This window comes from Pseudoalteromonas sp. AS71 (genome assembly GCF_038900275.1).
Taxonomy (GTDB): domain Bacteria; phylum Pseudomonadota; class Gammaproteobacteria; order Enterobacterales; family Alteromonadaceae; genus Pseudoalteromonas.
In genome coordinates this window covers 15,202-28,685 of record NZ_JBBMQZ010000014.1, presented here as the reverse complement: position 1 = coordinate 28,685, position 13,484 = coordinate 15,202, and the positions used below count along the sequence as shown (strand labels likewise).

The 13,484-nt window shown below is 41.5% G+C and carries 9 protein-coding genes; 2 read left to right on the top strand and 7 right to left on the bottom strand.

Annotated features, from left to right (window positions below; translation table 11 throughout):
- Positions 1-26 precede the first annotated feature (26 nt).
- Positions 27-1,724 carry an assimilatory sulfite reductase (NADPH) hemoprotein subunit gene (gene cysI, locus WNY98_RS11795; protein ID WP_342877990.1) on the bottom strand — a complete coding sequence of 566 codons (1,698 nt, stop codon included), beginning with the start codon at positions 1,722-1,724 and terminating at the stop codon, positions 27-29.
- Positions 1,725-1,785: 61 nt separating this feature from the next.
- Complete coding sequence (locus tag WNY98_RS11790; RefSeq protein WP_342877989.1) at positions 1,786-3,600, bottom strand: assimilatory sulfite reductase (NADPH) flavoprotein subunit; 1,815 nt, start codon at positions 3,598-3,600, stop codon at positions 1,786-1,788.
- Positions 3,601-3,903: 303 nt separating this feature from the next.
- Between WNY98_RS11790 and WNY98_RS11785 the strand changes: the two genes are divergently transcribed.
- Positions 3,904-5,529: an endonuclease gene (locus WNY98_RS11785; RefSeq protein WP_342877988.1), complete on the top strand. Its 1,626-nt coding sequence runs from the start codon at positions 3,904-3,906 to the stop codon at positions 5,527-5,529.
- Positions 5,530-5,615: 86 nt separating this feature from the next.
- Here the strand turns inward: WNY98_RS11785 and WNY98_RS11780 are convergent, their stop codons facing one another.
- Positions 5,616-6,602 carry a hypothetical protein gene (locus tag WNY98_RS11780; protein ID WP_024600012.1) on the bottom strand — a complete coding sequence of 329 codons (987 nt, stop codon included), beginning with the start codon at positions 6,600-6,602 and terminating at the stop codon, positions 5,616-5,618.
- A gap of 418 nt (positions 6,603-7,020) precedes the next feature.
- On the opposite strand from WNY98_RS11780, the gene WNY98_RS11775 reads away from it, so the two are divergent.
- The gene (locus WNY98_RS11775) at positions 7,021-8,520 is read left to right on the top strand and encodes a DUF3360 family protein (RefSeq protein WP_342877987.1); all 1,500 of its coding nucleotides are present in this window, start codon (positions 7,021-7,023) and stop codon (positions 8,518-8,520) included.
- A gap of 92 nt (positions 8,521-8,612) precedes the next feature.
- Here the strand turns inward: WNY98_RS11775 and leuD are convergent, their stop codons facing one another.
- The 4 genes from leuD to leuA are packed head-to-tail and all read right to left on the bottom strand — an operon-like array spanning position 8,613 to position 13,299.
- On the bottom strand, positions 8,613-9,212 hold the full coding sequence (gene leuD / locus WNY98_RS11770; RefSeq protein WP_342877986.1) for a 3-isopropylmalate dehydratase small subunit: 600 nt from the start codon (positions 9,210-9,212) through the stop codon (positions 8,613-8,615).
- Complete coding sequence (gene leuC / locus WNY98_RS11765; protein WP_342877985.1) at positions 9,212-10,612, bottom strand: 3-isopropylmalate dehydratase large subunit; 1,401 nt, start codon at positions 10,610-10,612, stop codon at positions 9,212-9,214. Before leuC ends, leuD begins: the two co-directional genes overlap by 1 nt.
- 60 nt (positions 10,613-10,672) lie before the next feature.
- Positions 10,673-11,749 (bottom strand): 3-isopropylmalate dehydrogenase, encoded by a 1,077-nt coding sequence (gene leuB / locus WNY98_RS11760; protein WP_342877984.1) that lies wholly within the window; start codon positions 11,747-11,749, stop codon positions 10,673-10,675.
- Positions 11,746-13,299, bottom strand: a complete 1,554-nt coding sequence (leuA, locus tag WNY98_RS11755; protein ID WP_342877983.1) for a 2-isopropylmalate synthase — start codon at positions 13,297-13,299, stop codon at positions 11,746-11,748. Before leuA ends, leuB begins: the two co-directional genes overlap by 4 nt.
- Positions 13,300-13,484: the final 185 nt, after the last annotated feature.

The window sequence follows — 13,484 nt, the reverse complement described above, 5'->3', positions numbered from 1 at the left end:
ACCAGCGCCAAAGCGCTGGTATTTAATTAAGCGTGAAAATCGGTTACTGATACTTTTACTTCAGCAACAATGCCTTTGCGTATAACAAAGTCACCAAAACACTCACCGTCATTGCGCTCGCTTGCCCATTGGCCAATTAGCTTATCAAATGCTTCTAGGTAAACGTCTTCGCCTACGTTCTCAAGGTACAATTTAGGAATACGTGTCCCCTCTAAATTACCACCTAAGTAAACGTTGTACTTACCTGGGCCTTTACCCACTAAACCAGCTTCGGCTAGCATTGCGCGGCCACAGCCGTTCGGGCAACCAACAACGCGCATAATAATGCTATCATCTGGTATACCGTGCTTAGCAAGTAATGCTTCAGTTTTTTCAACTAGGCTTGGTAAGTAACGCTCTGCTTCGGCCATTGCAAGTGGGCACGTTGGCAGTGAAACACACGCCATAGAGTTTTTACGTTGCTGCGAATCTGTGTCGTCAATTAAGCCATGGCTACGTGCAATCTCTTCAATCACGGCTTTTTGATCTGCAGGTACACCCGCAATAATTAAGTTTTGGTTTGCCGTCATACGCATGTCACCTTGGTGAACTTCAGCGATTTTACGACACCCTGTTTTAAGCGGTTTGCCTGGGTAGTCTAAAATACGACCACTTTGAATAAATAGCGTTAAGTGATGCTTACCATCAATGCCTTCAACCCAACCAATGCGATCCCCTCGATGAGTAAACTCAAACGGACGGCTTGGTGCAAACGTAACGCCTGAGCGTTTTTCTACTTCTGCTTTAAATACATCAACACCTACACGGTCTAGTGTATATTTAGTTTTTGCATTTTTACGGTTTGAACGATTACCCCAATCACGCTGCACAGATACAACATGCTCTGCAATTTTTAAGGTATCTTCTAGCGTAATAAAGCCAAAGTCATCAGCCTTACGCGGATAAGTTGCTGTATCGCCGTGCGTCATTGCAAGGCCACCGCCCACTAATACGTTAAAACCAACAAGTTTGCCGTTATCAGCAATTGCCACAAAGTTTAAGTCATTCGCATGCACATCAACTTCGTTGTTAGGTGGGATAGTTACCGTTGTTTTAAATTTACGCGGTAAGTAATTAGACCCTAAAATTGGCTCTTCTGTGGTTTCTGCTTTTTCGCCATTTAACCAAATTTCGGCATACGCTTTCGTTTTTGGTAATAAATGCTCAGAAATTTTTGCCGCCCAGTCGTAAGCTTCTTGATGTAACTCAGACTCAACTGGGTTAGTAGTACAAAGTACATTACGGTTAACGTCACCCGCTGTAGCAATAGAGTCTATACCTACGCTATCAAGCATTTGGTGCATGCCTTTAATATTAGGCTTTAATACACCATGAAACTGAAACGTTTGACGCGTTGTTAAACGAATACTGCCGTAGCTTGTTTTTTCATCAGCAAACTTATCAATTGCTAACCACTGCTCTGGCTTAATAATACCGCCAGGCATACGTGCACGTAACATTACATTATGTAGCGGCTCTAGCTTTTGCTTAGCACGCTCACCACGTATATCGCGGTCATCTTGTTGGTACATGCCATGAAAGCGAATTAGCTGAAAGTTGTCGGCAGTAAAACCACCAGTAATTTCATCTTTTAAGTCTTGCTCTATGGTGCCACGTAAAAAGTTACTCTCTCTTTTCAAACGTTCGTTATCAGAAAGCTTTACGTTTTTATCTTGTTCGCTCATTTTAAATCCTAAATTTGTTACAGTGACGGCTGTTAGCTGTTAAATAAAATAAGAAACGTGATTAGTACACGTCTTTCTGATAGCGGTTTGCGCTACGTAAGTCTTTTAAGTACTGATCTGCCTCTTCAAAGCTTTTACCGGTATTTTCGCTGATAATATCAACCAAGGCGTTGTGTACATCTTTTGCCATGCGGTTTGCATCGCCACAAACATACAAGTGAGCGCCGGCTTCTAGCCATTCAAATATATCTTTGCTGTTATTGCGTAACTTGTCTTGTACGTATACTTTTTCAACTTGATCACGGCTAAATGCCACATCAACTTTGTTAAGTAACCCCGATTTTAAGTAACCCTGAATCTCTACTTGATACAAAAAGTCTTGGGTAAAATGTGGATTACCGAAAAACAACCAGTTTTTGCCTTGTGCTTCACGCGAGTCACGCTCTTGTAAAAATGCACGGAACGGGGCAATACCAGTACCTGGACCAATCATGATAACAGGCGTGTTATCGTCTGTTGGTAAGCGAAAGTTGTCGTTGTGTTCACTAAATACTTTAACTTTACAGCCTTCTTCAGCACGGCGAGCTAGATAACCCGAACAACCGCCTAAGTGCTCGCTATCAAATGCGTCAAACTCAACTAAACCTAGCGTTAAATGTACTTCGTCTTCCACCTCACTTTGGCTTGAGGCAATTGAATATAGACGCGCTTGTAATTTACGTAAGCAATCGACTAGCGTTTGCGCATCAAGCTGTGCTGGGTTTTGACGAATTACATCAAATATTTGGCGAGGCTCAATGTATGCGCGCATTGCGGCTTTATCTTCTACAAGCTTTAATAGTTCAGGCGTGCCTGTGGCTGTTGCGTATTTTTCTACAAAACCAGGGTATGACTGAGTTAGCTCTAATTTTTCAATTAGTGCGTCGCGTACACTTAACTCTTCTTCGCCTACTTTTACAGTGCTTGTTGCTTCTATTTGAGTAAGTGTAAGTACTTCATCAACTAATACATCGTCATTTAAAAAGTACACACCTAAAGAATCACCTGGCGTGTAAGTAATGCCTGAACCTTCAAGTGAAATTTCAACGTGGCGTACATCTTTAGTAGAGTCGCGACCGGTAATTTTTTGAACTGTTAATAGCTCTGCTTCAAATGGATTCTGCTTGGTGTATTGACTCGCTGCAGAGGTTGGAGCGCCAAATGGCATTGATACAACTTGACCACCAGCGGCCTCTTGTTGCGCTTTTAAATCAGGTTCGAATGCGTCAATTGCGCCCGCAATCCACGTTGCAGCTTCATCTTCGTAATCTACATCTAAATCAGCACGCTGATAGATAGTTTTTGCACCGAGTTTAGTTAAACGCTCTTCAAAGTCTTTTGCTGTTTGGCAGAAAAACTCATAGCTAGAATCGCCTAAACCAAGCACTGCAATTTTTACATCATCAAGTTTGGGTGCTTTTTTAGTGGTTAAAAATTCATAGAGTGTTTCTGCGTCTTCTGGTGGCTCACCTTCACCGTAAGTAGATACAACGATGGTTAAAAACTTTTCTTTTTTCAGGGCTGTTGGTTTGTAATCTGACATGCTAACCAATTTAACCGCTAAGCCGCGCGACTCAGCCTGCTCTTTCATTTTGCTTGCTACGCCTTTTGCGTTACCCGTTTGCGAACCATATAAAATAGTTAGCGCTGCAGCATCTCCTGCAGCCGGTACGCCAGCAGTAGGAGCACCTAATGCAGCTGAGTTAGCATTAGCGGCTAAGTAACCACTTACCCATGCTTGTTGAATTGGATTAAGCTCAGCCACTAAACCTTGCAGCTTTTGTACTTGATCTTGCGATAGCGGGCTTGCCGCAGCATTTAGTTGACCTAACAACATGAATCGATTCCCCATAACCCTGAAAATTAAACACAACACACTTTGTGTATTGTTAAAAATGAGTTTTACCTCATCCAGAGTGTATCTGTTGAGGTTTTCTAAGTATGCAGGATAACGGGCTAAGCATAGATAAAAAAAGAATAGAATCTGCTTTGATATTCCATTTAGTTATTAATTTATAAAAATACCTTCAAAAACAGTTTAAAGAGTAATTATTGCCTTTTACTGCATTTTAAATTAACAATTTTGTAACCAAACTAATGTAGGGTATATTTTACTTTCAAAGTAAAAATAGGAACAATCATGTTACACGGGAAATATAAAAACAAATTAATTAGTACCGCTTTGTTACTGGGCTCATTACCTGTAATGGCCAATGTAACTAATGGCGGCTTTGAGCAATGGTCAGGGAATACACCTGATGCATGGACAACAATAGATGGCGGAATTAGCCTTTCACGATCCACCAGCACAGTTAAAAGTGGCAGTAGCTCTGCTGCTGTAAATGTAACTACAGGGTCGCAAAGTAACACCGATTTATTACAACAAGTTACTGTAGAAGCAGGTAAAACCTATAACTTTTCGGCTGATGTTTACCATACCGAAGGTAAAGTTAAGGCGCGCTTATATGTAGACGGCTACCAAGGCTATTCAAATCAGGCACAAACTAACCAATGGCAAACAATTAGCCATAGCTATACAGCAAGCAGTGATAAAACAATTAGTGTTGGACTTAGGTTTTACGATGTAAGTGGATTTGATGGCAGCGAAACCGTATACGTAGATAACTTTTTACCAAACGTTGGTGGCAGCGCATCAACAAGTTGTACCGACAATAGCCTTACCCTAACGATTAATACCGATAATTACGGTAGCGAAACTAGCTGGGCCGTAAATAACAATCAAGGTAGCGCAATCGCTAACGGCAGTGGTTACGCATCAAACACACAATATGATGAACAAATATGCCTAACTGATGGTACATACGCACTAGTTATTAGCGACAGCTACGGCGATGGCATGTGTTGTTCAACAGGTAGTGGCAGTTATGCACTTAAGCAAGGCTCTACCACACTTGCAAGTGGTGCAAGTTTTAGTAACACCGACAGCACAGCATTTACTTTAGGCGGTGGCTCTGGTGATGGCGGCGGGACTAATCCAACCTCCACTGGCTACTATGTTACTGCTCAAGGGTTATCGGGTTATACACTAAAAACTGAGCTTTATAATATTATTAAAGATCATAATGCACAGGGTTACTCGGCTATTTGGAATTTTTACGACTCATCAGCACGTGATCAATACTTTGAAAACGATAACAGCATTTTAGATATGTATAGCGAAAAACCAAACGGTTCAGATAGCTACAATTATACTGCTGTGAGCGATCAATGTGGTAACTATAGTGGAGAAGGCGGCTGTTACAACCGTGAGCATTCATTCCCTAAAAGCTGGTTTGGCGGCACTATTGAGCCAATGAACTCAGATGTACATCATATTTACGCAACCGACGGTTATGTAAACTCAAAACGTAGTAATTTCCCATTTGGTGAAGTAGTAAGCGCTTCATTTACATCAACTAACGGAAGTAAATTAGGTTCTGCCGCAAGTTCATTAAATTACTCAGGTACTGTATTTGAGCCAATTGACGAATTTAAAGGTGACTTTGCTCGCGCTTATTTTTACATGGCAACGCGCTACGAAAATGTAATAGGCACTTGGCAAACTAAAACGACCTCAAGTAATGCTGTACTTAATGGTTCAAGCAATCAAGTGTTTGAAAGCTGGGTTGTAGCCATGCTGCTTAACTGGCATAACAGCGATCCTGTAAGCCAAATGGAACTTGACCGCAACCAAGCAGCGTTTGAGTTTCAAGGTAATCGTAACCCGTATATCGACCACCCTGAATTTGTAGAAATGATTTGGTAAAAGTTAGCAGTTAAAACAAAAGCCTTTGCAATTGCAAAGGCTTTACCTTTTAGCGTGTAGTATTTTTAGAGATATGATGGTTTAAGCTAGTTATAAGAAACAACTGCGATAAGTGACTTTTCAGCTCTATTTTTCATCAACGTTAAAAGTGAATGATGAAAATCTTGAAATATCACCTCTCCCCATATTCGTGAATAAATACCAAAGTTTGTATTATCTTGAACGGTAGTTGTTAACGTTAGAATTGTATTGCCGCTTTTATCTTCACTTAGCTGATAGCCTCCATAAAGTGGAGAAAAGTATTCACCGCCAAGTTTCACGTGTTTATCGAGTGCGTCATCGGGGATAGCATCAGGGTCTATGTCAAATCTATAAAGCATCTGTTTATTTGGTTGCCAATCCGTAATAACTTCTTTAAACACAACGCCTTTTTGCCAAGTACTTGTGCGAACAGCGCCTATACCGCTTGCATTCATACTTGCCTTTAATGGCTTTGGTACACCAATTAATTGAGTGAGTGAAAAAGGCACTTCCTGTGGTTTTATATCACTCACATTAGCTAACTGTTGCCACACAGCATTGATGGGCGCGTTAATAGTTATTGAATTTGTTACTTCGTATGTTTTTGATAAATTTAAAAAATTAACTTCAATAGGTGAGAGCAATATAGGTAACAACGCGATTGATAATAAAGAACTATTCGCTTTTTTTATTTCACGCTTTCTAACAAAACCCGCAAGTAATCCACCAATGCTGGCAAAAAACATAAAAGCAGGCAAAGCCATAGCCACACAAATACTGCCTTCAAGTAAAGTAATTACACTTACAAATAAAAAAACAAAAATAGGCTGCCAAGCAATCGTCACCATTTGCCTTTTAGTTAATGCTTTTGATTCATTGTACTCAAAGTGAATACGAATATAGCCAATAGCAACAGGCACTAAAAACATAAATGATATAGAGACTAAGCTACCTAAATTATAAGCATTGACTAGCTCTACAAATAGCCGCATAAATATGCCGTAAAGCGTACCAAGTAAAATACCAATTGATTTAGGGGAGTTGAGTTGCATCTCTATTCTTTATTGTTGATATTAACAATCAGAAAGTAACAGAAGTATTATTTCACCACAAATAAAACGAAATTAGCGGCTCCTGCAAACAAATAGCTTGAAATAAAACGGCTTTAACAACCACTAAGACTAAAGGATAATAACCTGCCATTAACACGATACAATTCGGTAAATAGTTCTCCGCCTCCTTAATATCACATTCAAGATTTTGATTTATAACAACTTTTAATCACCTTCTGTAATTTTATAATTTTTAACGTAAAGCTGTTTTTAAATTAACTGTATTAAAAACAACCATGCACGACCTTTTGCCTATACATAGCAGCCTAAAAGCTGATCTACCCTGCATGTTCAATATTCATTTGCTTTAACAAAAGCCGTATTTATTTGATTAAGCAACAATGTTGCAGGAGAACGCATGCAAACTACACCACCCGGTGATGCACCATCAAACACGCACAAGGATGCTCAAAGCTACGAGCAGCTTCATAAACCCAGCTCCGAGTTTAATAGCCGCGACGAGTATCTTGAACACGAACTGCAAATTATGCAGCCTAAGCGCTGGCGTCCTAATTTACCATTTAGAGACTACAGATTTGAATTTGAAGACACCATACCAGCAATGGCGGGCACAATTGGTAAAGTCGTTATGGTGGGTGCCATTGCAGCTACATTTGCGGCACCTCTTGGCTTAAGCGACGCATTTGTTTTAGAAAATGTACGTTACGAATTATTAATTGTTTCTATTTTCATCATCTTGTTTTCGGGCTTTATTTTACCAACAGCCAACTTAGCCGGTACTCATGGCCCACTTATTCCACTAATCCCTATTGTTGTTGCTGCTGGCGGTCACCCTATGGCGTTTGGTTTACTCATTGGTGCCTTTGGTTTTATTCTAGCCATAACCAAAGGAGGTAGTATGCTCGCGCGCCTAACCAGTAAAGGTGTGTGTGGCGGGTTGCTCATTTATTTAGGGTTTATTGGCACTATTTCGCAAGTTAAAAAGCTATTTGCTTGGGCGGAAGCCATTGATATGGCACACATTGCATTTATTGTTATTTTAGCCACCATTTTATTGTATGCGCTATTAGAGCACTTTAAAAAGCGTTGGTTAGCCGTGCCGTTAAGCTGCCTTATTGGTGGCGTGGTTGCTTTTGCATTAGGCGCACCGTTTGAGTTTCATACTGCACCAGGTTTACCAAATATGAATCCTGCATACTGGTGGGGTGATAACACGGGTTGGATGCTAGGTTTACCAACACTTGAAAGCTTTGTTGTTGTACTCCCATTTGCAGTGCTCGCCGTTGCCATGTGGTCACCGGATTTTTTAGGTCATCAAGTATTTCAAAAAATAAGCTATCCGCAACGCACTGAAAAAGTACAAATGGATATCGACGATACCATGCTAAGTGCATCGGTTAGACAAACATTTGGCTCACTTGCTGGTGGTGCTAACTTTGCGTCCTCTTGGGGTACTTATATTGTGCCTGCTGCTATAGCTAAACGCCCTATTCCTGCTGGCGCTATTTTAACTGCATTATTTTGTATAATTGCAGGTTTATGGGGTTACCCTATGGATTTAGCCATTTGGCAGCCTGTACTTTGTGTTGCGCTTATTGTGGGTGTGTTTATCCCGCTACTTGAGGCTGGCATGGAAATGACGCGCGAAGGCAAAACAACGCAATCAGCCGCTATTGTAGTATTTGCTTCAACCTTGGTTAATCCGGCTTTTGGTTGGTCGCTTACTATGCTACTTGATAATTTAGGGCTTATTGGCTGTAAAGAACGCAGCGCTGAGCTATCTAAAATGAGCCGCTGGGTGATTCCACTTATTATGTTTGTGCTACTCACCACTGTAATGGCAATTGTAGGCATGTTGCCTGGTATACCTGCGTTAATGGCTGACTTTAGACATTAACCCTTAGGTACCACATCTAATATTTACCTACAAAAAAGCACGGCAATTGCCGTGCTTTTTTACGTGATTTTTTAATACACACGGTCAAGTAATTACTGCCAAGAACGCTCAGTAGCCAGTTGCTTTTCAAACGCATCAATTTGCGGGTTTAGCGTTTCGGTTACACCAATAAAGTCTAAGCCACTTAATAGGCGCTCTTTTACTTCTTTACTAATATCAAAACTAATCGGTGAAAACTTACTACTTGTTAGTGTTTGATTTTCAAGATCGATTTCAATGTTAATATCGTCGTGCTGCTCGCTAAGTACAAACAATTGCTCAAGCGTATCGGCAGGTAACGCTATGGCTAACATTTGGTTGTTACCACAGTTATTAAAGAAAATATCTGCAAAGCTTTCAGCCAAAATCACTTCAAAACCATATTGCTTAAGCGCCCATGGAGCGTGCTCACGAGATGAGCCACAACCAAAATTGTCACGCGTTAATAATATTTTTGCACCTTGGTAACAAGGGCGATTTAAAATAAAGTCAGGGTTTGGCTCGTCGTTATCTAGGTAACGCCAATCATAAAACAAAGCAGCATCAAAGCCTTCGCGGCTAGTTGATGTTAAAAACTGCTTAGGAATAATTTGGTCAGTATCTACATTATTTTTATCAAGTGGGGCCATTAAGCCACTAAAAAATACGCTCATTATGCCTCTCCTCTAATATCAACAAAGTGGCCATGTATTGCAGCGGCTGCAGCCATTGCAGGGCTAACTAAATGGGTACGCCCGCCACGACCTTGACGGCCTTCAAAGTTACGGTTAGAAGTAGATGCACAGCGCTTGCCTGCTTCTAGGCGGTCATCGTTCATTGCTAAGCACATTGAGCAACCCGGTTCGCGCCATTCAAAGCCAGCGGCTTTAAAAATATCAGCTAAGCCTTCGTCTTCAGCTTGTTTTTTAACTAAGCCTGAGCCCGGTACAATTAGCGCCTCTATGCCTGCAACAACCTGTTTGCCTTCGACAATTTTTGCAGCAGCGCGTAAGTCTTCTATACGGCTGTTTGTACATGAGCCAATAAATACCGTGTCTACTTTTGCGCTTGATAATTTATCGCCCGCTTTTAAGTCCATGTATTTAAGTGCGCTGCGAATAGCATCGGCTTTAATTAAATCTGGTTCTTTATCTGGATCGGGTATGCACTCATCAACACCAATTACTTGCTCTGGGCTTGTGCCCCAAGTAATTTGTGGCTGAATGTCGTCGGCATTTAGCTCAACAACTAAATCAAAATGTGCACCTTCATCTGTTTTTAATGTTTCCCAATATTCAACGGCTGCATCAAAATCTGCGCCTTTAGGTGCAAACGGACGACCTTTTAAATAATCATAAGTAATTTGGTCAGATGAAATTAAACCTGCTTTTGCACCCATTTCTATGCTCATATTACATAGCGTCATACGAGCTTCCATTGAAAGCGCTTCAATGCCTGCACCACAAAACTCTGCTACATAACCTGTGCCACCAGCGGTACCTAACTTGCCAATTACCGCCATAATTAAATCTTTAGCCGTAACCGTTGGACGCAATACACCGTTAATTTGAATTTTTAACGATTTCGCCTTTTTTTGCTGTAGCGTTTGCGTTGCTAATACGTGCTCAACCTCAGACGTACCAATACCATGCGCTAATGCGCCAAACGCACCATGTGTAGAAGTATGGCTATCGCCACATACAATGGTTGTGCCTGGCAAAGTAATGCCTTGCTCTGGGCCCATTACATGGACAATGCCTTGGTTAATTGAGTTTAAATCGTAAAGTACAATACCAAACTCTTTACAGTTTTTATCAAGCGCCATTAATTGGTTTTTAGATACTTCGCTTGCGGCATCAAGTGATCGGCTTTTAGTCGATACGTTATGATCCATCGTTGCAAAAGTTTTTTCTGGGCAACGTACAGTACGGTTTTTTTCACGTAGACCTGCAAAAGCCTGCGGAGAAGTCACTTCGTGCACTAAATGGCGGTCAATATAAAGTAAGTCGGTTTGCTCGTTTATGCTGGCAACGGTGTGTGCTTGCCAAATTTTTTCGTATAACGTTTGGGCCACTTGCTAATTCCCTAATCTGTTTGAGTTGCAGCATAACGGTGCTGCAACTTTACTATGTTATTAAATGCGTGAAACGATAGCTGCTGCCACATCGCTTGTGCTGTAACCGGCATTTGGATAAATATCTGGAGTGCCAACGCCTGCTTCTACGGCTTCTGCCACTGCTTTTTCAATCGTGCGAGCCGCTTCGTCTTGCCCTAGTGAGTAACGTAGCATTAATGCGGCACTTAAAATTTGTGCTATTGGGTTTGCAACGCCTTTACCTGCAATGTCTGGCGCTGAACCGCCTGCTGGCTCGTACAATCCAAAACCCGATTGATTCAAGCTTGCCGATGGTAATAAGCCCATTGAGCCTGTGATCATGGCGCACTCATCTGACAAAATATCGCCAAATAAGTTATCACAAAGTAGTACGTCAAACTGGCTAGGCTGTTTAACTAACTGCATAGCGGCGTTATCTACGTATATATAATCTAGGCTAACTTCTGGGTAGTCTTTACTAACTTCAGTTACTACTTCGCGCCATAATACGCTTGATGCTAATACATTGGCTTTATCAACAGAGGTAACATGGTTACTACGTAGTTTTGCCGCTTCAAAAGCAAAGCGTGCAATACGTTCAATTTCTTTTCGTGAGTATGTTTGCGTATCAAATGCAAACTCTTCTGCGCCTTCACCACGGCGGCCTTTTTCACCAAAATAAATGCCACCAGTTAGTTCGCGCACACATAAAATATCAAACCCTTTTTCGCTAATATCAGCGCGAAGTGGCGACGCTGCACTTAATGCAGGTAATAACTGTGCAGGGCGTAAATTACAAAACAAACCAAAGTGCTTACGAAGCGGCAATAACGATGCGCGCTCCGGTTGCTCGTTTGGTGGTAAGTTTTCCCATTTAGGACCGCCTACCGAACCAAATAAAATAGCATCGGCACTTTCACAGGCACTAAGTGTTTTTGGTGGTAATGCTTCACCAAATTCATCAATGGCTGCGCCACCAATAGCATGATGCTGACGGTTTAATGTAAAACCAAACTTATTGCTCACAGCATCAAGTACTTGCTCTGCTGCTGCCATTACTTCTGGACCAATGCCGTCGCCAGCTAATACTGCAACGCTGTAGTTTGTTTTACTCATCCTGCTTTCCTTTGTTGTTTTAAATCAGACACTTTTTGTGCACGATAAATTAAGTTATAAACACGGATCATGGCGCGTACCGACGCTTCAACCACATCCGCTGCAATGCCCGCACCGTGGTAAGGTCGGCCATCGTATTTAGCTATAATATTTACTTGGCCTAATGAACTTGCACCTTGGCCTGTTGCTTCTAAGTTATATTCAATCATTTCAACGCTCATACCTGTTAAGCGCTCAATAGCTGCAAACGAGGCTTCAACTGGGCCATTACCTGTTGCCGCTTCTTGTTTAGCTTCGCCATCAATTCGCATTCCAATCGTAGAGCTTGCTACTGATTGTGAGTTAGAGGCTGAGTTAACAAATTCTAATTGGTATTTTTCATCTTTGTCGTTAATTTGATTAAAGTAAATCATCGCCTCAAGGTCGTAATCGTATACGGTTCCTTTTTGGTCAGCCAATTCGATAAAGCTTTTGTATAAGCCATCCATATCGTAATCAGATTTTTGATAGCCTAACTCTTCTAAGCGATGCTCAATAACATGACGACCCGAACGCGAAGTCATATTTAATTGGTTGCTTGGCACACCAACGCTTTCTGGCGACATAATCTCATAAGTATTTTGCGCTTTTAATACACCATCTTGGTGAATGCCTGAGCTGTGTGCAAAGGCGTTTTCGCCAACAATCGCTTTATTTGGCTGTACTGGCATATTACAAATTTTAGCCACTTGGCGAGAAGCGCGGTAAATTTCTTCACTTTTAATATCGGTGTATACTTTTAAGTGGTCGTGGCGCATTTTCATGATCATCGCCACTTCTTCAAGCGAGCAGTTACCAGCACGCTCACCAATGCCATTAATAGTACACTCAATTTGGCGCGCACCGGCTTGCACTGCGGCTACCGAGTTTGCTACTGCTAAACCTAAATCATTGTGGCAATGCACGCTTAAGCGCGCTTTATCAATATTTGGCACGTTATTCATTAAATGGCGGATCATCGCGGCGTATTCGTCAGGCGTTACAAAACCAACGGTATCTGGCAAGTTAATAGTTGAAGCTCCGGCATTAATTGCTTGCTCAACAATTTTACATAAATCCCAATGTGGCGTACGACCAGCATCTTCACACGAAAACTCAACATCATCAGTATAGTTACGTGCCAATTTAATTGATTTAACAGCCATTGCCGTTGCATCGTCTAAGCTCATACGTAATTTATGTTCAAGGTGCAAAGGGCTTGTAGCGATAAAAGTATGAATACGGCTTTGCTGAGCTGTGCGAAGTGCTTCGCCGCAAGCTTCAATGTCTTTAGCAACTGAGCGTGCCAAACCACAAATAATCGGACCTTTTACTTCGGTTGCAATACGTTGCACCGAGCGAAAATCAGCGGGGCTCGAAACCGGAAAACCCACTTCCATCACATCCACATTCAAGCGGCTAATTGTATGTGCTAATTGAGTTTTATCATCTTCAGTAAGGCTTGCTTTAAGCGCCTGTTCGCCATCACGTAAGGTGGTATCAAAAATCCATACTTTATCTTGCTCTTGCATAACTGCCCCTCATTCCTATGTTACCCAAATTTCAATTAATCCCAGCCGCGAGATAAAAAAAACCCCGCAATTGCGGGGTTTTTTAGTGTTCAACTCGATGCAAACACACTAATCCCCACTCACTGACCATAGCAGTAAGAGGTTAAGTTTTAGTGTAATTAAACGAATAATATGCATCTTGTTTT

What these genes read in the sequence shown, in the direction of transcription:
- leuB (WP_342877984.1), bottom strand. Translation starts at nt 11,749, where the DNA reads ATGAGTAAAACAAACTACAGCGTTGCAGTATTAGCTGGCGACGGCATT.
- leuD (WP_342877986.1), bottom strand. Translation starts at nt 9,212, where the DNA reads ATGAGCGTATTTTTTAGTGGCTTAATGGCCCCACTTGATAAAAATAAT.
- WNY98_RS11775 (WP_342877987.1), top strand. Translation starts at nt 7,021, where the DNA reads ATGCAAACTACACCACCCGGTGATGCACCATCAAACACGCACAAGGAT.
- leuA (WP_342877983.1), bottom strand. Translation starts at nt 13,299, where the DNA reads ATGCAAGAGCAAGATAAAGTATGGATTTTTGATACCACCTTACGTGAT.
- WNY98_RS11785 (WP_342877988.1), top strand. Translation starts at nt 3,904, where the DNA reads ATGTTACACGGGAAATATAAAAACAAATTAATTAGTACCGCTTTGTTA.
- WNY98_RS11790 (WP_342877989.1), bottom strand. Translation starts at nt 3,600, where the DNA reads ATGTTGTTAGGTCAACTAAATGCTGCGGCAAGCCCGCTATCGCAAGAT.
- WNY98_RS11780 (WP_024600012.1), bottom strand. Translation starts at nt 6,602, where the DNA reads ATGCAACTCAACTCCCCTAAATCAATTGGTATTTTACTTGGTACGCTT.
- cysI (WP_342877990.1), bottom strand. Translation starts at nt 1,724, where the DNA reads ATGAGCGAACAAGATAAAAACGTAAAGCTTTCTGATAACGAACGTTTG.